The sequence below is a fragment of the Halalkalibacterium halodurans genome (assembly GCF_004376175.1).
Classification (GTDB): Bacteria; Bacillota; Bacilli; order Bacillales; family Bacillaceae_D; genus Halalkalibacterium; species Halalkalibacterium halodurans.
Genome location: NZ_SNUY01000023.1, coordinates 33,202 through 54,929, shown reverse-complemented (window position 1 = coordinate 54,929; position 21,728 = coordinate 33,202). Strand labels below are relative to the sequence as shown.

Below are 21,728 nucleotides of genomic sequence, written 5' to 3'. Positions count from 1 at the left end.
TATTGCAAAATACATGTGTGGTAACCTCAATTATCTACAGAAATCAGGGAGTGGCAATTTTTTTGCTTATAAAGCCCTCTAACATAGGATTTAATAGCCTATTTTTATATAAAGTTTTGACAATACGGAATCATGGAGAGGGGTAAAGTCATGAAAAACAATTTAGCTAATTGCCCAGTTTGCGGAGAGTTGTTTGTTAAAGCGCTTCGACCAATTTGTAACAAATGCTTTCGAAAAAGAGAAGAGAATTACGAAAAGGTATCTACTTTTTTACGTAAAAAATCCAATCGGATGGCAACGGTGACAGAAGTGTATGAAAAAACAGGAGTTTCGATTCAAGACATCGAACAGTTTATACGCGAGGGACGAATTCAATTAAAGCAGTTTCCCAACCTGGGGTATCCGTGTGAATCGTGCGGTGCAACAATTCGGGAGGGGCGACTATGTCATGGGTGTGCAGACAATTTAAAAGCAGGATTGGATGCAGGAGAAAAGGAAAAGCAGTTCCAGCAAAGGAAGCAAGCAAATGAAAAAGCCAAAGAAAAAAATCTGACATATCACTCTCTCCAAGATCGCTTGAAAAGGGATTAACGTTCAGAATGGTTCAGACCTCACGTATTCTCACGGGTGAGGTCTGTTCTACTCATTTTTCCCGATAGAGTGAGGGGAGGAAATACAAATTAGTAAAAAAGAAGCGAATCGACATAGTCATAAAAATTGCTATTCACACCTTTTTATCCTGTGCAGAAAACGTTACCAGTTCAAGGGATCTTTAGCGAGGGTATACTAAATAAAAGGCCCCTTTGGTGTCTATCATGACGTTTGCGAAAAGATGCTCTCTTGCTCTCTATTTACTAAAGCGTGTCTTTAGACCTGTCGTTCAAGGAGAAAATTATGTGACTTAGGAACGTGGTTCGTGCTGAGGAGTAAGGTAACTGTTAAGCCTAACCGTTTTTTTGGATTGCAAAAAGGCTAAACGATTTTCGTGGATGGACCGATATTAGGAGTAACCAATAGCGAACAAATGATGGTGTGATAGAAATTGAGGTGAAGATGAATGAAAGTTAATCCGTATACAGCGATCTCCCAACAGCTTTATCGTCAACAAGTAGAAAAAGCCGAGACCGTTAAGGGAAAACCACAGAAACGAGATCAACTTGAAATTTCAAAAGAGGCGCAGGAAATGCAAAAAGGCTCTCCAATTGAAGTAGAACGAGAGAAGAAGATAGAAGAAATCAAACAGAAGATTGAAAAAGGCGAGTACAGCGTGGACTCACGGGCGGTTGCCGACAAGCTTTATGACTTCTGGAACAAGTAATGAGAGGGGGCTCCTTATGTCAGCTAAGCAAGTGATAGGCTCATTGACAGAGCTATTACACATCCATGAAGAGCTGCTAACGTGTGCGAAAGAAAAAGCAGCAGCGATTAAGAACAATGACATGGTCTCCCTCGAAAAGCTCGTTCGCGCTGAAACCGCATTGATTCATAAAGGGCAAGTGCAAGAAAAAATTCGTAGCAAAGAGGTAGCTGCTTTTTTTGATCGATGCGGTCAGGCTCCGGATGAATTAACCGTTCGGGCGATGCTTCCGCACGTAACAAAAGAGGAGCAAGCGGAATTAGAAGGGACGCAATCGGCCCTTATTGAAACCATTATGGCATTACAAGTTGAGAATGAGCGAAACCAGTTATTAATCCAAGAATCCCTAAGCTTCGTGAACATGTCTCTTGATTTGCTGTTGCCAAGCGCAGAACATACGAGTTATCAGCCACCGCAACAGAAGGAGCGACATGGATACGAAGAAGGCTACTCCACTTTTGATTCGAAAGCATAACAACTGTTTAATGAAACGGAGGAACACGATTCATGGCTACATCCACTTTTCACGGGCTTGAAACAGCACGCCGCGGGATGATGACCCAGCAAGCTGCGTTAAGGACTGTCGGACACAATATAGCAAATGCAAACACACCTGGTTACACGAGACAACGGGTAAACTTCGTACAGACTCAAGCGTATCCTGGTGTCGGTCGAAATGCACCGAGCATTCCAGGTCAAGTAGGAACAGGCGTTATGGCAGGCTCCATTCAAAGGATTCGTGACGCATTTTTAGATTTGCAATACCGCCAGCACAATACGCAAAATGGGTATTGGGACGCCCGTGCCGATGCTCTCATTCGAATGGAAGAAATTTTGAACGATTTAGATTCGAACGGGTTGGCGAACCAGATTGATCAGTTTTGGAGCAAATTACAAGACTTAAGTGCAGACCCAGAGGATACGGCTGTTCGCTACGTATTACGGGAGCAAGCTGTATCGTTAGCCGATTCTTTTAATGAGCAATATATGCTCATAGAGCAAGTTCGCGACGATTATGGGAATGAAATAGGTGTCGTTACCGACCATTTAAACTCGCTACTTTCACAGCTAAATGAAATCAATGCACAAATTCGCAAGGTTGAGCCGAGTGGTTACGTGACAAATGATTTATACGATGAGCAAGATCGTCTCCTTGATCAAATTTCGGCGATTATCCCGATTGAGGTTCAGCGTGTGAAAAGTGGTGGGAACCCAAACCCAGTCGCTGAAGGAGCAGTTACGGTGACGCTTAAAGGGACGGGGATTACGCTTGTCAATGGAGCGGACAAGAATGCGTTGCAGCAATTTGAAGTGGCAAAAACTGAGAATAGTCTTGGAGATGAATATGTGTCTGGGATCTCAATTTCAAATGGAACGGATACCGTCAACCTAAATGTTCAAGAGCTGCCTCAAGGTGGATTAAAGGGCTTAATTGAAGCATTTGGCTATTATCAAGACCCAACCGACATTGACAACAGTGAAGTCAATGGCCTCTATCCTAACATGCTGGCCGAGCTCAATGTGATGGTCAGAACATTTGTCGAAGCTTTGAATAGTGCCCACCGAATTGGGTATACACTTGAAGACCCGCTCACAGGGGAAGTGAGTCTAGGCGGAGACTTTTTCGTATTCGATGAGAATAAGCCTGCTGGCACGTTAAAAGTATCAGACGATATTTTAAATAATGCAAACAACATTGCCGCGGCGCGTGTCAACCTTGATGGTTTAACCGACGATGCAAGACAGCAATATCAAACGTTGTTAGCGGCAAAAGATTTTGCAGCGATTCGTACGTTGCTTGAAGACGAAAACAGCTTTAAACCTGGAGCCAAGCGTGCTTTTGCAGGTGACGGTCAAAACGCCTTGCTCTTATCAGAAATTAAGGACATTCGTCTGAATTTCAATGGCACGGCTTCCACGTTCAGTAACTATTATCGTGGTGTGATGGGAAGAGCAGCAGTCGAGACGAGCGAAGCTGTTTCAAAGAGGGATAGCTATGAGGTTTTACGTGATAACGTTCAATTCGAACGGAACTCTGTCAGCCAAGTGTCCTTGGATGAAGAGATGACCTTAATGATCCAATTCCAACATGCGTACAATGCGGCAGCTCGAAATATTACACAAATTGACGAAATGCTCGATCGTATCATTAATGGTATGGGCATCGTTGGCCGTTAAATGAGGAGGAAAATCTAGAATGAGAGTGACTCAAGGCATGCTTGCTGGCAATTCGTTACGCCATATTTCTCAAGGTTATATGCGCCTAGGCGAGTTGCAAGACCAGCTATCCACAGGGAAGCGGATTACTCGTGCTTCACAAGATCCAGTTGTGGCGATGAAGGGGATACGGTACCGGACGCAAGTGGCAGAGGTTGAACAATTTAAACGTAATCTTCGTGAGGTTTATAACTGGATGGATACGGCTGATGCAGCACTTGGAGAAGCGACAGATGCATTAGCCCGCATTCATGAGTTGGCAACTCAGGCGGCGAACGATACGTACGAAGAAACACAGCGTGCGAACATCGCAAAGGAAATTCGCCAGCTTTATGAGCATTTGCAATCTATCGCCAATACGAAAAACAGCGGTAAATATATATTTAACGGAACGAATACGACCAATCCACCAATCGTGGCTCCGGAAAGAATGGATCTAGGGTTTGCCCATTTATTGGAACCGGGAACGGACTTACAGACTGTCGAAATTGTGTATGACGGACAAACGTATCACTATGTTGGAGAAAATGCCGATGGCCATCTCGTGTTTCAGGATGTGAGACAAATGAACAGTCTCCCATTTGATGAAACGGATAGCGATGAATTTAATGAAAAGGCGTTTCAACTTGTGATTGATCCAGATTTGGGCCGTATTACGTCGTCACGGCCAAACGTAAATACAGGGGCAGCTGAGACAAAAAATGTCCGTTTGAATGATGTCGTTGTGGCTGATCGTGAAGCGGTCTCCTTTAACACGCAACGTGTTGAAATTGAGCTATTAAAAGGGGTGAAAATTCCAGTAAACACAAACCCGACCAACGTGTTTAACAACGCATTATTTGGTGATATTCTTCGTTTGGAAAAAGCACTTGAAGACCCGAGCGTCTCTGGTGCTGAACTCACAGCGTACATCGATAATTTTACCAAGCATATTGATCAAGTGACTGCAGAGCGTGCAGAATTAGGAGCGCGTGTCAATCGGGTCGAAATGCTAGAAAGTCGCATCCTCCAACAAGAAATAACGGCCAAACGTATTATGTCAGATAATGAGGATGTGGACTTAGAAAAGGTCATTATCGATTTAACGATCCAAGAAAGCGTCCATCGAGCGGCATTAGCTGTAGGAGCTCGCATTATGCAGCCAACGTTAATGGACTTTTTACGATAGTACGTAAAAGAAAGGGTGGGTATTTTGCAGTTGCCATATCTTAATATACAGACAACGAATGCAAAAACCGGACGCCATTCTGAACGCCCGCCTCTTACAATTAAACAACATGCCCCAGACTTACAAATATATCAACAGCATGTTGATTTGATTCACATTAGCCAGCGAGCCGCTAAGTTATATATTGATCAGCAACAGGCTTTTGCTGAGTCTAATTTGCAAACGCCCCTTCGCCTAACGGGAGAAATCGTGGCGGAAGCGAAGCGCAAATATATGGATCATTTAGCGAAACGCCGGCAACAAGGGGATCAAATGATGAAAATTGAAAATGGTAGAGGGGGTAAGGTGCTGTCTCATTTAGCGAAAGTGAACAGTGAATCTCCTCCGAAACAGCTTGTGACGGTTAATATGCCCCGTTCGGCCTTTAGCATCAAGTTTCACTACGAACCTGGTGAGTTAACTTTCTCTGTCCCATCTAATACGATTGATATCCATGTAACACGACGTGAACCTGAAATTACGATCCCACGCTGGGAAACGAAAGCTTATGTCAAACAAAAGGAAAGCATTCGCTTTCAAGCCGTCGGAGTTTCAGTGAATAAAGAGCTATAAGCAGCTGCTTTTTTTGCGGCTGCTCTTTCTATGATAAAATGACTGTAGACTTATTAAAGTGTGGTGACATTTGACATGAAAGTAATTGAAACCAAATACAATGGTAAATTGGAAGTGGCTGAGGATAGGCTCATTGCTTTTGATCAAGGAATTCCTGCGTTTGAAGATGAAAAGGAGTTTGTCCTTCTGCCATTTGAAGAGGGAACCCCATACTATACCCTTCAATCGACAAAAACAGTGGATTTAGCGTTTATCATCGTGAACCCATTTTCATTTTTTCCAGAGTATCGTGTGAAATTGCCAGAGGCAACGATTGCTCAGCTCAACATAACGAATGAGAACGATGTGGCCATTTTTTCGTTGCTAACAGTTAAGGAGCCTTTCTCGGAAACAACGGTAAATTTGCAAGCTCCGATCGTGATCAATGCGAATAAACAAATGGGAAAACAGCTAGTGCTTGGGGATACAGCTTACGACCGGAAACAACCTCTTTTTCAAAAAGAGCTTGTGCTGGTAAAGGAGGCGAAGTAAATGCTTGTCCTCTCACGGAAGTCGAACGAGTCGATTCAAATCGGAGATAACATCGAAATCTCCGTTATTTCGATCGACGGCGACCAAGTAAAGCTAGGGATTAACGCCCCGCGTCATATTGATATTCACCGAAAAGAAGTGTATTTGGCGATACAACAAGAGAACAGCGAAGCGGCCAAAACCGTGCCATTAAGCCAATTAAAAGGTTTATTGAACCAACAAGGCTAGATCGACGGATCTGGTCTTTTTTTGTTTACACTCGCGTTACGCTCTTTCTGTTGTTCGTATGGCTTCTTTTGGAGTACCCGGGGTCGGGGTAATGAGAAAAAAATCATAAAAAATTTTTAAAAGGACTAAACTCCTGTGAAATCGTGTCGATATTATTAATGTACCGGAAAAGGAAAAGGCGGCCGACTTTGTTCCTTTTCGCGGATTAAGTTTACACCAACCACAAGGATGTGGGCGGAAAACATATTTCAAGGAGGAATTTTCTATTATGATTATTAATCACAATTTACCAGCAATGAATGCGCATCGTAACATGGGTATCAACCTTAACCAAGGGCAAAAAGCGATGGAGAAGCTTTCTTCAGGTCTTCGCATCAACCGTGCAGGAGATGACGCTGCGGGTCTTTCAATCTCTGAAAAAATGCGTTCTCAAATCCGAGGCTTGGATCAAGCGTCTCGTAATGCGCAAGACGGTATCTCGTTAATTCAAACAGCTGAAGGTTCATTGAATGAAGCGCAAGAAATTCTTCAACGTATGCGCGAATTAGCTGTACAATCATCCAATGACACTAACGTTGATGCAGATAGAGGTGCACTACAAGATGAGTTAGATGAATTAATTACCGAATTAGGACGTATTAAAAACACGACTCAATTTAACAAGCAAAACTTACTTGATGGTTCATCTGGAGCTGATGAAGATGGTAGATTAGTATTCCAAGTGGGTGCTAATAAAAATGAGCACATGAATATTGATCTTGGCCTAAAAGGAATTAACCTAACTGCCATTGTTGAGGAAGATTTAGATGAGCTAAAAATTGATACTCAAACAGATGCAAATGAAGCAATTACAACAATCGAAACTGCAATTGCTAACGTTTCTGCTGGGCGCTCTAAATTAGGTGCATACCAAAACCGCCTAGAGCATACAATCAAAAACCTTGATAATGCTTCAGAAAACCTACAAGCTGCTGAGTCTCGTATCCGTGACGTAGACATGGCGAAAGAAATGATGGAGTTCACAAGAACAAACATCTTAAACCAAGCGTCTCAAGCGATGCTTGCTCAAGCAAACCAACAGCCACAAGCTGTATTACAATTACTTCGTTAATTTGCTTTCATTTAAAGATCTGGATTTATTCCAGGTCTTTTTTATTTTCGCTCAACCGTTACTTTGTTGATAGGTTGTTAAAGTTTAGGAATGAGATACCGATATAATAGATATGAAAACTTTTACATGGAAGGGAGTTCTCCAATGGAAATAAATTTATCAAAAAGTCAATATGCAGGACAAGCAGGAGTTCAAGTAGCTAAAACAGTTGTTAAAGCACAGGAGACGGTTCAATTAGAAGAGTATGAGCCAAGTAAGCGTGACGTTCAACATAAAATTGATGACATCAATAAAGTCATCGAAACATTGAATACAGGGGTTCGATTTGCCTTGCATGAAGATTTGAATGAGTACTACGTGACCATTGTTGATAAAATAACCAATGAAGTGGTTAAGGAGATTCCCCCTAAGAAGTTATTGGATATTTATGCAGCGATGAAGGAAACGATTAGTGTCTTTTTTGATAAAAAAATTTAGCGAAAGGTGGGCTTAAGACATGAGAATTGGCGGCATTGCGAGTGGAATTGATACGGAAAGCATGATTAAACAGTTAATGCAAGTGGAAAGAATCCCATTAAATAAATTTACGCAGAGGAAGATCACGTTAGAATGGCAACGAGATGCCTATCGTGAAGTAAACCTTTTATTAAAAAAGCTAGATGATGCAGCCGCTAATATTCGTCTACGTTCCTCTTTAAATACGAAAGAAGCTTCAACGACAAGCAAAGCCTTTACGGCTCAGCCAAATGCACAGGTGCGCAATGGATCGTACCAGTTGAAAGTGAATCAAATTGCGACCCAATCAAGAAATATAAGCTCAGAGGCGATTTCAAATGGCAGTACGAAAATAAGTACGACACGGGCGTTAAATGAACAAAATGTATACGCTGACGGGTTGAACATTGAAGATTATCGTGGACAAACGTTTACCATCACTACTTATAATAGTAGTGGAGCAGCTGTAGAAAAGTCGTTTACGATTGATACGTCCAAGTCACTTGATAGCTTATTTAGAGACATTAACTCTGCCGGTCTTGGTGTAAGAATGTCCTATAATTCCACCTATGATAAAGTGATAATTGAGCGTACGGAAACGGGAGCCTTTAACGCGGCGGATGGATCAAATGACTATCAAATTGTATTCGGTGGCGACACTGGCTTTTTAAATGATGTGTTAAAGCTGGATCAAGCGAATGAAGTTAGTGGTACAAATGCAGAAGTGGAATTTATTGATCCGATCATGTCGAGTGAACCGATTGTCGTAAGCGATTCTCGTACTAACCGGATAACGGTTGGTGGAATCACCTTTAACCTAACCGGGACGACAGAAGGTTTTGAAACGTTAAACGTCTCATCAAACACAGATGCAGCCTTCGAAAAAGTTATGGAGTTTGTTGATACGTACAATGCTACAATTACAGAATTAAGATCCCTTTTATCGGAACCAAGATACCGTGATTATCCACCGTTAACAGAGGAACAAAGAAGAGAGCTTTCCGAACGAGAAGCAGAGCTTTGGGATGAAAAAGCAAAAAGTGGCTTGTTGCGAAATGATTCGATGTTGAATTCCCTTTTAGCGCAAATGAGAGCAGATTTGTATACACCTGTGCAAACAAATGGGCAGTTTTCGTTAATTACACAGATCGGTATTACGACGAGCAGTGATTACCGATTGGGCGGCCTTCTTGAAGTCGATGAAGATAAATTGCGAGCGGCCTTAGAGGCTGATCCAGATTCTGTACACCAGCTTTTAAACGGGACAGCTAACTCATCGTTAACGTCTATTCCTGCGAAGGATCGTACCTCCCAACAACGCTCAGAGATTTATAGTCAAACAGGGCTAGTGGGGCGTATTCGTAGCTCCTTATCGTCAACGATGAATGATATTGTTGCTCGTGCAGGGAATGAAAATAGAACAGCGCACCAATTCATTATCGGAAGACAAATATTGGATGTGGATAAACAAATTGATCGTTTTCAGCAAAGATTAACTCAAATTGAAAATCGCTATTGGGCGCAATTTTCGCGGATGGAACAAATGATGAATCAGGCGAACGCGCAATATGCTTCTCTCCAACAATTTTTTGTTACTTAATGGATTTTGATCATAGCCTCGTAAATGGAAAGGATGTAAATCAACATGGCCATGAAAAACCCGTATCAAACTTATCAAACGAACAAGGTTGAAACTTCATCACCAGCAGAACTAACGTTAATGTTGTACAATGGCTGCTTAAAATTTATTTCACAAGCTCAGCATGCGATTGAGAATAACGAAATTGAAGAAAAAAATACCCATTTACAAAAAGCACAAAACATTATTCGTGAGTTGATGGTGACATTAAAAGGTGATACGGAATTAGGGAAAAATATGCTAGCACTCTATGATTTTATTTTAAATCGTCTAACTGAAGCGAACCTGGAAAACAACCTAACGAAACTTTCGGAAGCGGAAGACTTAGTAAAGCAATTCCGCGATACTTGGAAGGAAGCATTACAAATTGATCGGAAAAAGAGACACGGTAATGGTGGAGAAGCATAATGAGCTCTCTGGAACAGTTGTCACAGCTAACAAACGATCTGTATGCTAAAGTCCATGCTCCTCTTGATTCTAACCATGATCTAAGGGAGAAGCAGATGGAAAACATAGAACAGCTGCTAAAAGAACGAGCTTTAGTAATGGAAATGGGATTGGAGCGACCAAAAGATCAAAAAAGTAAGCAAATCGTTCGCGAGATTTTGATGAAAAGTCAGGCCATCCAGGAAAAGTTAGCGGAGATGAGTGGATTGATTCATCAGGAAATTAATCAATTTAAACAAAAGAAACAGATGAATCGAAAATATGATCTCCCTTATGATGGACCAACTGTGGAAGGTGTGTTTTTCGACAAACGTGAATAAGGAAAAGCCTTGTGGTGTCTCCCACAAGGCTTTAATTATATACAGGGTTTCATTTAAGCTGCATCGTCTTCAGCTTCTTCTTCCTCTAATTCAGGTAGATCAATTTCTTCTATTTCGCTAAGGTCAAAGTCAAATTCTTCAGCAGATTCAACAACCTCTGCTGGAATTTCAATTGGATCGACCTCATTGAAATTAGAAAACGTTCCAGTAGATGTTTGCTGAATGGACATGGACTCCCCTTCCATTTCCATTGTCATCGTCATTTTCATTGACATCGATTGTTGTAAAAACGTTTCTTTGTCAATGTTGACCGTATATTCTACATCTGATAATGACATCATCTGAAATAACTCTTCCATGCCTTCCATCGTCCCACCAGTCATCCCCATGATGGAATCGATGAGACTTTGTAAATTTTGATCTGAGCCAGAAATGGTTAATACGTAATGATCACCGTCTTCGTCAAGGGACAGCTCGTCACCGAATGCTTTTAACATTTCAAGCTGCTCTTCTGGAGCTACTTGTGCATTCGCTAGCTCTTGGAAGTCATCTGAGTATTTAATCCATCCTTCATAACCTGGAGCTTGCATAAACATGCCTTCTTCTGTGTAGTAAGATTCTGTAGAAACTGTTTGATTAGCCTCTGGCACGTTCGTATCCATTACTTGGTAAAAAGCAAGGGGGTTTAAGGTAGCGTCCATTTTGATAGAGCTATGGGTTTCCATTTCCTCGTCGTCAAGGTTGATCACTTGGTGTAGCTCCATCTCAGTTGTGAAACTTTCAACTTCACTCATAGCTTCAGTCGAACGAGCCAACACGTCCTCAGCTGTTAATTCCTCGTTTTGTTCTTCGTTTTGCCCTTCATTCTGTTCTTCTGTTTCTTCCACATCTGTACCTTCTTCCGGTACCTCCGTGCTACTTTCTTCATTACAAGCAGCTAACAAAAGGACACCAGACAGCAAAAGGCCTAACTACGCTTTTTTTCTCATCTGTATCTTCTCCTTCTCCCTAAAATGTACAGAACGTTTCCCATTTTACTACAAATTGGGTGATTTGAATAGTGGGAAGAAATAAAACCAAAAACATACATAAAGGGCTTTCCGTTATTCAAGCGAAATTTCGTGCAAACGGGTGGAAAAAGGAAGGAAGCAAACCGTTCGATCGTTTGCCTATCGAGTAATGATGAGCAACATTATGAAAGCGAATTGCTGCTTCTTTTACCTCATTAGGAACGACAGTTGTCTCAATTTCATAGGTTTGGACACTAATTGTTTACTCGTCAGCAAAACCCCTTCTTTCTTAACCATCATCTTGATGGATCGCCCAATTAAGTCCAATAATTTTTATGTAAACATAATTAGGTCTAATGGCTTACCCGCTGTCGTTTAAAATGTTTATGATTGACCATTCGTTCATAAAATGACTGCCCCTATTATGTTGTATAAAGGTATTCTTTTCTAAATTGGATGGTATGGGTTATTTTGAATTACAGTTATTGATGGGCTTTTTGGTACTTACTGCAACAAAAAAGTGAATAGGGCAGGACCCGAATAAAGCCATTGGTTTTGTTGAAAATAAAAAGAAATAGATGTTGAGTGCAGGTATAAAGGCTTATTCTTTTGAAATTTTTTTGGTCCGCATGAATAAAATCGTGGGGAACTTTGAAAAATATGTCTAGAATGGTCGAAACATCGGGGACAACAATATTTGACTTTGTGTATCGACACTGTTATAGTAAAAGTGTGGAAATTAATCCACGCATGATTTAACTTACGAAGGGAATGTGAAAGTATGCAAGGAAAAGTAAAATGGTTTAACGCAGAAAAAGGTTTCGGTTTTATCGAGCGCGAAGATGGTGACGATGTATTTGTTCATTTCTCTGCCATTAACACAGACGGTTTCAAAACATTAGACGAAGGTCAATCTGTTGAGTTTGATATCGTTGAAGGAGCTCGCGGACCTCAAGCTGCGAACGTCACTAAGCTTTAATTCACATTCCTAGGTTAAGGATTTGTAATTATAGCTTGATCAAAGCCCTCTCCTTATAGGAGATGGGCTTTTTTGTGCTGAGGCTGTCCCAAAAGTACCTAAAAAAATAAAATCGGGAGAACCGTTTGATGCGGTTCTCCCGATTTTTGTGTGGATGTGTTTTCGTTGGTTGCTTCGTGCGACGAGCCACATCATCGAAAGGTGTTCGGTCAAAGCCTTGGCGATCGCACGACACGAAAACCACTTTTGCGTGTACCCGTACAATAGGATTTTCGTCATCATCTTCGGGTGATACGCAGGACGACCGCCCCCTTTGTACACCTCGTCAAATAGCTGATCATTCAACGGTTCGCCCATGTCAATTACCACACGTGCCACATGGTTCTCTGGAATGAGATCGGAAAAATCCATAGGAAGCTGGAGCGTTGCCCGTGGCAAAGAAAACACGACGAATGCAAACAAAGTGTGCGTGAGTCGATGTTGCACTTGTGCCTGCGGTGAAAGCGTCCGCCAAGTCGCCATTTCGAACGAATAAGCAAAGAAGCTGCCTCAAAAGATAAACTTTTGGGATCACCCGTTTTCTGTGCTTTAAGAAACTTCACTTTAACCGCCTTTGGCTTTTAAAATGAGTCTCCCATTAATAAGAATAGGAAAAAGTTAGCGAACATATATAATGGAAAGAACAAATTGAAAAAGAAGGTTACGACGGCAAGTTCGATATTTCGACAAAATTTAACGAAATTTACCTCTGATTAAAGACGTTTAAAAAGGATTTACAAATGGGTATGTAGAATATATAGAGTATGAAAGGAGTTGGTCATATGATCTTCAATGTACGTGGTGAAAACTTGGAAGTAACTCCGGCTTTAAGAGAATATGTCGAAAAAAAGGTGGGGAAGCTTGAGCGATATTTTGACACGACTCCAGTTGCGGATGTGAATGTTAGAATGCAAGTACTGAATAATCTACACATCATTGAAGTAACGATTCCAATGTCTAGATTGCTGCTAAGGGCGGAAGAAAAGCATAGTGACATGTATGCAGCGATTGACCTTGTGATTGAAAAACTTGAAAGACAAATTCGCAAACATAAAACAAAGGTGAATCGAAAATTTCGCCAAGAAGGCAGTTTAAAATATATGTTTAAAAATGATTTAGAGCCAATGGACGGCATGCGCGAAGAGATATTGCTTGAGGAGGAAGATGATCTTCAAGTCGTACGTAAGAAACGATTTAATTTGAAGCCGATGGATACAGAAGAAGCGATTTTGCAAATGGACATGTTAGGTCATAACTTCTTTGTCTTTTCAAACGCAATTAGTGGTGATACGAATGTAGTTTATCGCCGCAAAGATGGAAAATACGGGCTAATTGAACCTGAATAAGCCGACTGTTGGGAGGGGCCCCGAAGCCCCTCTTTTTTACACTCTTCCTAGTGTTCAATGGCATTTTTGTCACTCCCGAAAAGGATGGCTAGTAGGCTAGCCTTTTGCTGAATACCCCTCTTTGTTACGGGACGTAATGATGTATTAGCATGATAATACCTCGGTTCGCCACGTTTGATCATTCGAATAGATTAAGTAATCAGCCTTTTTCGTACGGATGCAACTATACGCTTTTGTGCCATTGGGATCTACAATTCGTATAACAGGCTTTTCGTCTGAAGTAGGATTATGTAAATCAACAATTTCAATAATATCGGCTACTGGGATACGGATCGTTGCCATCACCAGTGAATGACGATGTGATCATGCAAGAGTTGAATGTTCGGTTGAATCATACCGTTACCCCTTCCAGTGATACAAGTGTCTTTCTCTATTACACAATACGTAGAAACGAACAAAATTGTTTCATTTTTCTTCATAAAAGTTCACATTTTCTATTGTAAACAGTGTGAAACACAAGTCAGGAAGCATACGTACATAAAATGGAAGATCCTATAGCCTTGTCTTGTTATTAGGACAAGGAGTTGGTAAAATGAAGGGTAAGTTTGTATTATCCATCGTTTAATAATAACGAAGAAAGATAGACATGAATTTATTGTTAACGCGAATGAAAAGCGGCGGCTTTCGCATTTGGACTTGGTGACTGGCCAAGTTTTTGTAAGGAGAAAAGAAAAGTGAGGCGAATGTCATGTTAGGGTTACTAAAAAAGGTTGTTGGCGATCCAAGTCAGCGCCAGTTGAAAAAAAATCAAAAAATCGCCGACCAAGTAGAAGCGTTAAGTGACGAAATGAAGTCACTTTCCGATGATGGGTTGCGTCAAAAAACAGAGGAATTTAAAAAGAGGTATAAGAACGGGGAATCTCTCGATGACTTGCTTCCAGAAGCATACGCTGTTGTAAGAGAGGCAGCAACACGTGTGTTAAATATGACTCCATATCCTGTTCAAATTCTTGGAGCGATCGCCCTTCACCAAGGAAATATCGCTGAGATGAAAACTGGGGAAGGTAAGACGCTCGTTGGGACGATGCCTGTTTATTTAAATGCCCTTGCCGGTAAAGGTGTTCATGTAGTGACGGTCAACGATTATTTGGCACGTCGTGATAGCGAACAAATGGGCGCGATGTTCGAGTTTCTTGGGTTAACGGTAGGTTTGAACGTGCCAGGGCTCTCCAAGGAAGAGAAAAAGGAGGCTTATCAGGCCGATATTACGTATGGAACAAACAATGAATTTGGGTTCGATTACTTGCGGGATAACATGGTGCTCTATAAGGAGCAAATGGTGCAGCGCTCCCTAAATTTCGCTCTTGTTGATGAGGTCGATTCCATTCTTATTGACGAAGCGCGTACGCCGCTCATCATCTCTGGTTCTGTTGAGCGTTCCACAAAGCTATATTCACAAGCGAACTCATTCGTACGTGTATTGAAAAATGAAGAGGACTACACGCTTGATGAAAAAACAAAGTCTGTTCAGCTAACAGAAGAAGGTGTGAACAAGGCGGAGCGTGCGTTTAATATCGATAACTTGTTTGATCAACGGCATGTACAACTTCTTCATCACATTAATCAAGCGATGAAAGCCCATGTAGTCATGCATCGCGATGCGGATTATGTAGTTGAAAACGGAGAAATTGTCATTGTCGATCAGTTTACAGGACGTTTGATGAAAGGGCGGCGCTACAGTGATGGTCTTCATCAGGCGATTGAGGCTAAAGAAGGTTTGCAAATTCAGCGTGAGAGCATGACCCTTGCTTCGATTACATTCCAAAACTATTTCCGGATGTATCAAAAGCTTGCAGGGATGACTGGTACGGCAAAAACAGAAGAAGAGGAATTCCGTAACATTTATGGCATGGATGTTATGGTGATTCCGACAAACAAGCCGGTCATTCGTGATGACCGACCAGATTTGATTTTCAAAACAATGGACGCAAAATTCAAAGCCGTTGTCAACGAAATTGAAGAGCTTTATAAAAAGGGACAGCCTGTCCTCGTAGGTACAGTAAGTGTTGAAACGTCAGAGCTTGTTTCTACATTGCTGAAAAAGCGTCGGATCCCTCACCATGTGTTAAATGCGAAAAATCACGAGAAGGAAGCAGAAATTATTGAAAATGCTGGGCACCGTGGTGCCGTGACCATTGCGACGAACATGGCGGGTCGGGGAACCGATATTAAATTAGGCGAAGGTGTACGTGAGCTTGGCGGTCTTCACGTCTTAGGAACCGAGCGCCATGAAAGCCGCCGAATTGACAACCAGCTTCGTGGACGTTCTGGTCGTCAAGGAGATCCAGGGTCTTCGCAATTTTATTTATCAATGGAAGACGAACTTATGCGTCGCTTCGGCTCAGATAATATGCGGGCGATGATGGATAAGCTTGGAATGGAAGAAGATCAGCCGATTGAAAGTAAGCTTGTGTCTCGTGCGGTCGAAACAGCGCAAAAACGAGTGGAAGGAAACAACTTCGATGCCCGGAAGCAAATTTTACAATATGACGATGTCATGCGTGAGCAACGGGAGATTATTTATAAACAGCGGATGGAAGTGTTAGAATCCGATAATTTACGTGAGATTGTGGAGAAAATGATTTTATCTGTAATCGAACGGAACGTCCAGCTCCATACACCGGAGAGCGAAGTACCAGAGGATTGGGATTACGGTGCGATTGTTAACTTCATGAAAGCCAATCTTTTAAATGAAGACGATCTAACAGAAAAAGACATCTGGGGTAAAGACCCAGAGGAAATTGTCGAGATCATTTATGACAAAGTAATCGAGAGATACAATAAAAAAGAAGAGGAATTCACACCAGAGCATATGCGTGAGTTCGAAAAAGTAATTATGTTGCGGACCGTTGATCGTAAGTGGATGAACCACATTGATCAAATGGATCAGCTGCGCCAAGGGATTCATCTACGTGCCTATGGGCAAAACGATCCGCTAAGGGAATATCGCTTTGAAGGGTTTGAAATGTTTGAAGCCATGGTCGCCTCGATTGAAGAAGAAGTGGCGATGTATGTGATGAAAGCACAAGTTCAGCAAAACCTTCAACGTGAAAAGGTAGCAGAGGGACAAGCGGTTCAACCGAGGCCAACAGACGGTGACTCTAAGGCCAAGCGTCAGCCGGTTCGAAAAAAAGAAACGGTTGGTAGAAACGAGCCGTGCCCATGTGGTAGCGGGAAAAAATACAAAAATTGCTGCGGGCAATAATGTCCGTAGTAATGAGGAACAATCTCCTTGAGGTGATGGTATGGAATTAGTGGAAGTAAAGCAAGAATTAACAACGATGGCTAAGCGATTAGCGGACTTTAGGGGGTCTCTTTGACCTCGAAACAAAGCAAGCGCGAATTGCTGAGTTAGAAAAAAAAATGACAGCAGCTGATTTTTGGAATGATCAAGCAGCTGCGCAAAAAGTCATTGATGAGGCAAACGCTCTAAAGGATACCGTCCATACATTTTTAAGGATTGAAGAGACTTATGAGGACTTGGAAGTCTCCTATGAGCTTTGTAAGGAAGAAACGGATGCAGACTTACAACAGGAATTAGAGCAAGGTCTAAAAGATTTAGTGAAAGAATTAAATGAGTTTGAATTGCAGTTGCTGTTAAATGAGCCTTACGATAAAAACAATGCCATTTTAGAGCTTCACCCAGGTGCGGGAGGAACAGAATCTCAAGACTGGGCTTCCATGCTGTTAAGAATGTACACCCGTTGGGCAGAAAACAAAGGCTATAAAGTGGAGACATTGGATTATTTACCGGGGGATGAAGCTGGGGTCAAAAGTGTTACCTTATTAATTAAAGGACATAACGCTTATGGCTATTTGAAAGCGGAGAAAGGTGTACATCGTCTTGTGCGGATCTCTCCTTTTGATTCGTCCGGACGGCGACATACGTCGTTTGTTTCATGTGAAGTAATGCCGGAGCTTGACGGTAGTGTCGAGATTGAAATCTCAACGGAAGATTTAAAAATTGATACGTATCGTTCTAGCGGTGCCGGTGGGCAGCATGTCAATACGACTGATTCAGCTGTGAGAATTACCCACCTTCCGACAAATACGGTTGTCACATGCCAAAGTGAACGTTCACAGATTAAAAACCGCGAACGAGCGATGAAAATGTTACAGGCCAAATTGTTGCAGTTAAAGCTGGAGGAGCAGCAAAAAGAGTTGGCTGAAATCCGCGGGGAACAAAAAGAAATCGGTTGGGGAAGTCAAATTCGTTCATACGTATTCCATCCATATAGTATGGTAAAAGATCACCGTACGAATGTGGAAGTTGGGAATACGAATGCGGTGATGGATGGAGAGATTGATTCCTTCATCGACGCTTACCTTCGCTGGAATGTCTCATAATGAAAAGCAAAAAAGCCTTTTTCCACAATGTGGGGAAGGGCTTTTTCTGCGCTTACCATTAAGGATGGGCAGTAAGTTAATAACCGGAGCAAATGATGTTCCAAATGCTTTATCCACAAAAGAAATCAAAAAAAGAACGAAAAACACGCACACTTGTTCACGTATGTGGATAAAAATGATGATAATTGTTGATATATTAAAAACATCTGTGAATAAGTATGTGTATATTGTGGATTGTTCTTTTTATATGTGGATAAATAGTGTACTTTACTGCGGCATTACGTTACTTAGTTTGCATTTACAGTCGTCTTAGCCGGTGATATACTCTTCCAGTGGATTGAACGCACGAAAATAAGATAGAATATGGGAGAGGGAGCGTGAATCAGTTGCGTACAGTAAAACACCGTAGACAACCACATTCCCCTGTTAGGCAAGGGGTCATTGATTATACATATGTGCTGATTGGATCAGCTTTTGTAGCGTTAGCATTTAATTTGTTTTTATTACCGAACCAAGTGGCATCTGGAGGCGTAAGCGGGATTAGTATCCTCATTAATTATACATTAGGTCTTGAACCAGCCTATGTTCAATGGGCGTTTAACATTCCGCTTTTTCTGTTAGGGGTATGGCTATTGGGAGGATTGAAGTATGGGATCAAAGCGTTAATCGGAACCTCCTTTCTTCCATTGGTTGTCCTGTTGACGAAAGATCTGCCCCCTGCAACATTAGACCCTTTGCTCGGTGCTATTTTTGGAGGAATGGGCGTCGGTTTAGGATTAGGGATTGTTTTTCGAGCGCGGGCAAGTACAGGCGGAACGGATTTAGCCGCACAAATTGTCCATAAGTACACAGGCCTATCTGTCGGCATGTGCGTGTTTATGATCGACGGTCTGATCGTCATGTCCGCGGCCTTTTTGTTTGGTATAGAATATGCGCTTTACGCATTAATCGCCCTTTTTGTAACAGGAAAGACGATTGATCTTGTTCAGATTGGGGTAGGATATGCGAAGGTAGCTCTAATTATTTCAAATCAGCAAGAAGAAGTGCGTAAAGGCATTCTCCAAGACATTGATCGTGGTGTCACCAAGTTGGTCGGCTATGGTGGGTACACAAACCAAGAACGTCCAGTTCTCATGTGTGTCGTAGGACAAAGTGAAGTCACCAAGTTGAAGCAAATCGTGCAATCCATTGATCCCCAGGCTTTTGTAATTGTAACAAGTGCAACAGAAGTCCTTGGAGAAGGGTTTAAGCGTGCGTAGCCTTGAAAAACTAGAACTATTGTGAACGAACACTATTTCATGACTTCAAGGAGGAATTGCAATGAAAAAATGTTTGTTTGCCCTAAGTGGTCTCATGGTCTTAGGTTCTCTGGTGGCATGTGGTGGAGCTGGTGAAGATGTGGAAGAAACACCAGCAGATACGGAAGAAGTAGTAGGGGATTTTGATGCGACGATGGCCCGTGAAACATACGAAGCAGCTTGTATCGCCTGTCATGGAGGAAATCTTGAAGGAGGCGCAGGTCCGCAATTGACTGATGGTGCCTATTCTTATGAAGAAATTATCCATGCGATTGAACACGGTAAAGGGGCAATGCCTCCACAAAATGTAGACCAAGAAGAAGCGGAAAACTTAGCAAAGTGGATTGAGGCACAGTGATCGCAAATAACATTAGTGGAGTCGTGGAGTGTGAAAGAGGCTCTTCTACTCAAAAAGGACGTATCATCTATTTACCCAAGCTCTAGTGTGAAGGCATCTAGAGCTTTTTGTCCTTTTTAAAAGTGATTATTTTTTATAAAGGACTAAAGGAAAAAACTTCTCTTAATAAACTTGGCGGAACGCCGAGTTTTTCTAATGAAAAAAAGGAATAAATGTGAAGAGAATTGGATTTTATTGGTTTATACTATAATGATATAGATTCAGAAGGGAATGTAACCATAATAGGAAAATGAGACCTGTTACATGGTATAAAAAGTAATTTCCTATAATTCTTTTTTACATATCAAATGAGAGACGGGTCGGAAAACCGCTAGTTTACAGGGGGTTTCAGAATGGTAGTAGAATATGACAAGCTTTGAAATTAAATTGTAATATCACCGTTAAACAATTGATGTTATAATGTGTTGGGTGGAACAACCGACATAAGTTGATAGGATTTTGTGTCTATCGACATGTTTTTCAGGAAGTTCTAGCGGGAGAGAATGAATCTGCGCAAGAACATGGGGAAGTGATTGAATTTGATTAAAATGAAAGATGTTTGGAAGGCTTATCCGAACGGTGTTAAAGCGATTAATGGAATCAATATAAATATCGAAAAAGGTGAGTTCGTTTATATCGTTGGACCTAGTGGTGCTGGGAAATCAACATTCATTAAAATGATTTATCGTGAGGAAAGACCTACTAAAGGGGAGATTGTCATCAACAATACAAATCTTTCCTCCTTAAAGGAACGGCAAATACCATACCTCCGACGAAACATTGGTGTCGTTTTCCAAGATTTTAAACTATTAACCTCACAATCTGTTTACGAGAACGTTGCCTTCGCTTTAGAGGTTATTGAAGAATCCCCTGAGGCGATTAAGAAAAAAGTAATGGATGTTCTTGACATTGTCCGCTTGAAGAACAAGGCACGCTTTTTACCGAGTGAACTCTCAGGGGGAGAACAGCAGCGTGTAGCGATTGCACGAGCTATCGTTAATCAGCCGGATGTGTTGATTGCGGACGAGCCAACTGGGAATTTAGACCCCGACACAGCGTGGGGAATCATGGACACCTTAGAAGAAATTAACCGTCTCGGCACGACTGTTGTTATGGCAACTCACAATAAGGAGATCGTTAACACGATTAAGAGAAGAGTCATTGCAATTGAAAATGGACGAGTCGTTCGGGATGAAGCAAGGGGGAACTATGGGTATGAAATTTAGAACCCTGTCTCGTCACGTTCGCGAAGGAACAAAAAACCTAGGGCGAAATGGTTGGATGACATTCGCTTCGATCAGCGCCGTTGCTGTTATGTTGTTTGTGGTTGGTGCCTTTATTCTCATGATCATGAATATGAACCAAGTGGCAACCACGGTCGAGGACGATGTAGAGATAAATGTATACATAGAGCTAACAGCTGATAAAACACAACAGGAAGCTCTTGAAGCCGAAATTCAAACAATCCCTAACATTGAGAGTGTTACATACGTTTCTCGTGATGAAGGGTTGGATCAACTCATTGGTAGTTTAGATGAGGAGACTGCTCCAGTATTTGAGTCTCTCCGTGAGGAAAACCCGTTAAATGACAAGTTTGTTGTCCGTGCGACAAATCCGCAATTAACGGAGCAAATTGCCGATCAAATCGAAGCGATGAACCATGTCGATTATGTCCGTTTCGGGCGTGAAGTTGTCAACCGACTCTTTACGATCACGAACTTTGTTCGTACAGGTGGGCTCGTCTTGATCATTGGAATGATGCTCACATCGATGTTTTTGATTTCGAACACGATCAAGTTAACCATCTTTGCTAGAAAACGAGAGATTCAAATTATGAAACTCGTTGGAGCCACAAATGGTTTCATCCGCTGGCCATTTTTTATCGAAGGAATTTTACTCGGTGTCATCGGAGCTCTCATACCGATTGCGATACTATGGGGCGGATACTACTATGTGTACAACAATTTTGGTGGACAAGTTCAAAGCTTTTTGTTCTCGATGACTCCTGTAACACCATCGATCTTACAAGTAGCTGTGGTATTGATCGCTGTTGGGGCGTTTATCGGAATGTGGGGAAGCATTATGTCTGTTCGCAAGTTTCTTAAAGTTTAAAGAACAAGTGCTTAT

Annotated in this window: 23 protein-coding genes and 1 pseudogene; 21 read left to right on the top strand and 3 right to left on the bottom strand. The window is 41.7% G+C overall.

What is annotated here, in order from left to right; translation table 11 throughout:
• The first annotated feature begins 150 nt into the window (after positions 1 to 150).
• The 13 genes from E2L07_RS09550 (at position 151) to fliT (ending at position 10,125) form a co-directional block, all read left to right on the top strand.
• Positions 151 to 591: a TIGR03826 family flagellar region protein gene (locus E2L07_RS09550; protein ID WP_010899752.1), complete on the top strand. Its 441-nt coding sequence runs from the start codon at positions 151 to 153 to the stop codon at positions 589 to 591.
• Positions 592 to 1,057: 466 nt separating this feature from the next.
• Positions 1,058 to 1,318, top strand: coding sequence for a flagellar biosynthesis anti-sigma factor FlgM (gene flgM / locus E2L07_RS09545; protein ID WP_010899751.1), 261 nt, complete (start codon positions 1,058 to 1,060; stop codon positions 1,316 to 1,318).
• 16 nt (positions 1,319 to 1,334) lie between these two features.
• Positions 1,335 to 1,832 carry a flagellar protein FlgN gene (locus E2L07_RS09540; protein ID WP_134229448.1) on the top strand — a complete coding sequence of 166 codons (498 nt, stop codon included), beginning with the start codon at positions 1,335 to 1,337 and terminating at the stop codon, positions 1,830 to 1,832.
• Between the two features lie 32 nt (positions 1,833 to 1,864).
• On the top strand, positions 1,865 to 3,535 hold the full coding sequence (gene flgK, locus E2L07_RS09535) for a flagellar hook-associated protein FlgK (RefSeq protein WP_134229447.1): 1,671 nt from the start codon (positions 1,865 to 1,867) through the stop codon (positions 3,533 to 3,535).
• 19 nt (positions 3,536 to 3,554) lie between these two features.
• Entirely contained in the window at positions 3,555 to 4,742 is a 1,188-nt protein-coding gene (flgL, locus tag E2L07_RS09530; protein ID WP_134229446.1) for a flagellar hook-associated protein FlgL, read from the top strand.
• Between the two features lie 24 nt (positions 4,743 to 4,766).
• Positions 4,767 to 5,354, top strand: a complete 588-nt coding sequence (locus tag E2L07_RS09525; protein ID WP_010899747.1) for a DUF6470 family protein — start codon at positions 4,767 to 4,769, stop codon at positions 5,352 to 5,354.
• Positions 5,355 to 5,429: 75 nt separating this feature from the next.
• A complete protein-coding gene (fliW, locus tag E2L07_RS09520) occupies positions 5,430 to 5,885 on the top strand; it encodes a flagellar assembly protein FliW (protein ID WP_134229445.1) in 456 nt (151 codons plus the stop codon).
• On the top strand, positions 5,886 to 6,113 hold the full coding sequence (gene csrA / locus E2L07_RS09515; protein ID WP_134229444.1) for a carbon storage regulator CsrA: 228 nt from the start codon (positions 5,886 to 5,888) through the stop codon (positions 6,111 to 6,113).
• 268 nt (positions 6,114 to 6,381) lie between these two features.
• Entirely contained in the window at positions 6,382 to 7,224 is an 843-nt protein-coding gene (locus E2L07_RS09510; RefSeq protein ID WP_134229443.1) for a flagellin N-terminal helical domain-containing protein, read from the top strand.
• Between the two features lie 144 nt (positions 7,225 to 7,368).
• Positions 7,369 to 7,701 carry a flagellar protein FlaG gene (flaG, locus tag E2L07_RS09505; RefSeq protein WP_053430276.1) on the top strand — a complete coding sequence of 111 codons (333 nt, stop codon included), beginning with the start codon at positions 7,369 to 7,371 and terminating at the stop codon, positions 7,699 to 7,701.
• Positions 7,702 to 7,720: 19 nt separating this feature from the next.
• Complete coding sequence (gene fliD, locus E2L07_RS09500; RefSeq protein ID WP_134229441.1) at positions 7,721 to 9,319, top strand: flagellar filament capping protein FliD; 1,599 nt, start codon at positions 7,721 to 7,723, stop codon at positions 9,317 to 9,319.
• A 45-nt stretch (positions 9,320 to 9,364) separates the two neighbouring features.
• The gene (gene fliS, locus E2L07_RS09495) at positions 9,365 to 9,766 is read left to right on the top strand and encodes a flagellar export chaperone FliS (protein ID WP_053430278.1); all 402 of its coding nucleotides are present in this window, start codon (positions 9,365 to 9,367) and stop codon (positions 9,764 to 9,766) included.
• Positions 9,766 to 10,125 carry a flagella biosynthesis regulatory protein FliT gene (gene fliT, locus E2L07_RS09490; protein WP_134229440.1) on the top strand — a complete coding sequence of 120 codons (360 nt, stop codon included), beginning with the start codon at positions 9,766 to 9,768 and terminating at the stop codon, positions 10,123 to 10,125. Before fliS ends, fliT begins: the two co-directional genes overlap by 1 nt.
• A 53-nt stretch (positions 10,126 to 10,178) precedes the next feature.
• On the opposite strand, the gene E2L07_RS09485 is transcribed toward fliT, so the two are convergent.
• A complete protein-coding gene (locus E2L07_RS09485; protein ID WP_134229439.1) occupies positions 10,179 to 11,012 on the bottom strand; it encodes a DUF6612 family protein in 834 nt (277 codons plus the stop codon).
• A 904-nt stretch (positions 11,013 to 11,916) separates the two neighbouring features.
• Here E2L07_RS09485 and E2L07_RS09480 point away from each other — a divergent pair.
• Positions 11,917 to 12,114 (top strand): cold shock domain-containing protein, encoded by a 198-nt coding sequence (locus E2L07_RS09480; protein WP_010899738.1) that lies wholly within the window; start codon positions 11,917 to 11,919, stop codon positions 12,112 to 12,114.
• A 174-nt stretch (positions 12,115 to 12,288) separates the two neighbouring features.
• Here E2L07_RS09480 and E2L07_RS09475 read toward each other — a convergent pair.
• Positions 12,289 to 12,525, bottom strand: a pseudogene (locus tag E2L07_RS09475) (transposase); the annotation flags it as partial.
• A 410-nt stretch (positions 12,526 to 12,935) separates the two neighbouring features.
• Here E2L07_RS09475 and hpf point away from each other — a divergent pair.
• The gene (hpf, locus tag E2L07_RS09470) at positions 12,936 to 13,499 is read left to right on the top strand and encodes a ribosome hibernation-promoting factor, HPF/YfiA family (RefSeq protein ID WP_010899736.1); all 564 of its coding nucleotides are present in this window, start codon (positions 12,936 to 12,938) and stop codon (positions 13,497 to 13,499) included.
• Between the two features lie 144 nt (positions 13,500 to 13,643).
• On the opposite strand, the gene E2L07_RS21735 is transcribed toward hpf, so the two are convergent.
• Positions 13,644 to 13,841, bottom strand: a complete 198-nt coding sequence (locus tag E2L07_RS21735) for a SunI/YnzG family protein (protein WP_420897813.1) — start codon at positions 13,839 to 13,841, stop codon at positions 13,644 to 13,646.
• Between the two features lie 406 nt (positions 13,842 to 14,247).
• Here E2L07_RS21735 and secA point away from each other — a divergent pair, with 406 nt between their 5' ends.
• The 6 genes from secA to ftsX all read left to right on the top strand — a co-directional run bounded on the left by secA (position 14,248) and on the right by ftsX (position 21,713).
• Positions 14,248 to 16,764 carry a preprotein translocase subunit SecA gene (gene secA / locus E2L07_RS09465; RefSeq protein WP_134229438.1) on the top strand — a complete coding sequence of 839 codons (2,517 nt, stop codon included), beginning with the start codon at positions 14,248 to 14,250 and terminating at the stop codon, positions 16,762 to 16,764.
• 40 nt (positions 16,765 to 16,804) lie between these two features.
• Positions 16,805 to 17,906 (top strand): peptide chain release factor 2 gene (gene prfB / locus E2L07_RS09460; RefSeq protein ID WP_134229437.1). Its coding sequence is split into 2 segments (ribosomal slippage): positions 16,805 to 16,876 and positions 16,878 to 17,906, totalling 1,101 coding nucleotides; the frame shifts between segments, so codons are not numbered across the junction.
• 386 nt (positions 17,907 to 18,292) lie between these two features.
• Entirely contained in the window at positions 18,293 to 19,165 is an 873-nt protein-coding gene (locus tag E2L07_RS09455) for a YitT family protein (RefSeq protein ID WP_053431917.1), read from the top strand.
• Between the two features lie 61 nt (positions 19,166 to 19,226).
• The gene (locus tag E2L07_RS09450; RefSeq protein WP_134229436.1) at positions 19,227 to 19,562 is read left to right on the top strand and encodes a c-type cytochrome; all 336 of its coding nucleotides are present in this window, start codon (positions 19,227 to 19,229) and stop codon (positions 19,560 to 19,562) included.
• Between the two features lie 578 nt (positions 19,563 to 20,140).
• A complete protein-coding gene (ftsE, locus tag E2L07_RS09445) occupies positions 20,141 to 20,827 on the top strand; it encodes a cell division ATP-binding protein FtsE (protein ID WP_175414358.1) in 687 nt (228 codons plus the stop codon).
• The gene (gene ftsX, locus E2L07_RS09440) at positions 20,817 to 21,713 is read left to right on the top strand and encodes a permease-like cell division protein FtsX (protein WP_134229435.1); all 897 of its coding nucleotides are present in this window, start codon (positions 20,817 to 20,819) and stop codon (positions 21,711 to 21,713) included. Before ftsE ends, ftsX begins: the two co-directional genes overlap by 11 nt.
• Positions 21,714 to 21,728: the final 15 nt, after the last annotated feature.

Bases quoted from the DNA above. Each gene is read 5' to 3' on its own strand.
- E2L07_RS09550 (WP_010899752.1), top strand. From the start codon at position 151: ATGAAAAACAATTTAGCTAATTGCCCAGTTTGCGGAGAGTTGTTTGTT.
- flgM (WP_010899751.1), top strand. From the start codon at position 1,058: ATGAAAGTTAATCCGTATACAGCGATCTCCCAACAGCTTTATCGTCAA.
- E2L07_RS09540 (WP_134229448.1), top strand. From the start codon at position 1,335: ATGTCAGCTAAGCAAGTGATAGGCTCATTGACAGAGCTATTACACATC.
- flgK (WP_134229447.1), top strand. From the start codon at position 1,865: ATGGCTACATCCACTTTTCACGGGCTTGAAACAGCACGCCGCGGGATG.
- flgL (WP_134229446.1), top strand. From the start codon at position 3,555: ATGAGAGTGACTCAAGGCATGCTTGCTGGCAATTCGTTACGCCATATT.
- fliW (WP_134229445.1), top strand. From the start codon at position 5,430: ATGAAAGTAATTGAAACCAAATACAATGGTAAATTGGAAGTGGCTGAG.
- csrA (WP_134229444.1), top strand. From the start codon at position 5,886: ATGCTTGTCCTCTCACGGAAGTCGAACGAGTCGATTCAAATCGGAGAT.
- E2L07_RS09510 (WP_134229443.1), top strand. From the start codon at position 6,382: ATGATTATTAATCACAATTTACCAGCAATGAATGCGCATCGTAACATG.
- flaG (WP_053430276.1), top strand. From the start codon at position 7,369: ATGGAAATAAATTTATCAAAAAGTCAATATGCAGGACAAGCAGGAGTT.
- fliD (WP_134229441.1), top strand. From the start codon at position 7,721: ATGAGAATTGGCGGCATTGCGAGTGGAATTGATACGGAAAGCATGATT.
- fliS (WP_053430278.1), top strand. From the start codon at position 9,365: ATGGCCATGAAAAACCCGTATCAAACTTATCAAACGAACAAGGTTGAA.
- fliT (WP_134229440.1), top strand. From the start codon at position 9,766: ATGAGCTCTCTGGAACAGTTGTCACAGCTAACAAACGATCTGTATGCT.
- E2L07_RS09480 (WP_010899738.1), top strand. From the start codon at position 11,917: ATGCAAGGAAAAGTAAAATGGTTTAACGCAGAAAAAGGTTTCGGTTTT.
- hpf (WP_010899736.1), top strand. From the start codon at position 12,936: ATGATCTTCAATGTACGTGGTGAAAACTTGGAAGTAACTCCGGCTTTA.
- E2L07_RS21735 (WP_420897813.1), bottom strand. From the start codon at position 13,841: ATGGCAACGATCCGTATCCCAGTAGCCGATATTATTGAAATTGTTGAT.
- secA (WP_134229438.1), top strand. From the start codon at position 14,248: ATGTTAGGGTTACTAAAAAAGGTTGTTGGCGATCCAAGTCAGCGCCAG.
- E2L07_RS09450 (WP_134229436.1), top strand. From the start codon at position 19,227: ATGAAAAAATGTTTGTTTGCCCTAAGTGGTCTCATGGTCTTAGGTTCT.
- ftsX (WP_134229435.1), top strand. From the start codon at position 20,817: ATGAAATTTAGAACCCTGTCTCGTCACGTTCGCGAAGGAACAAAAAAC.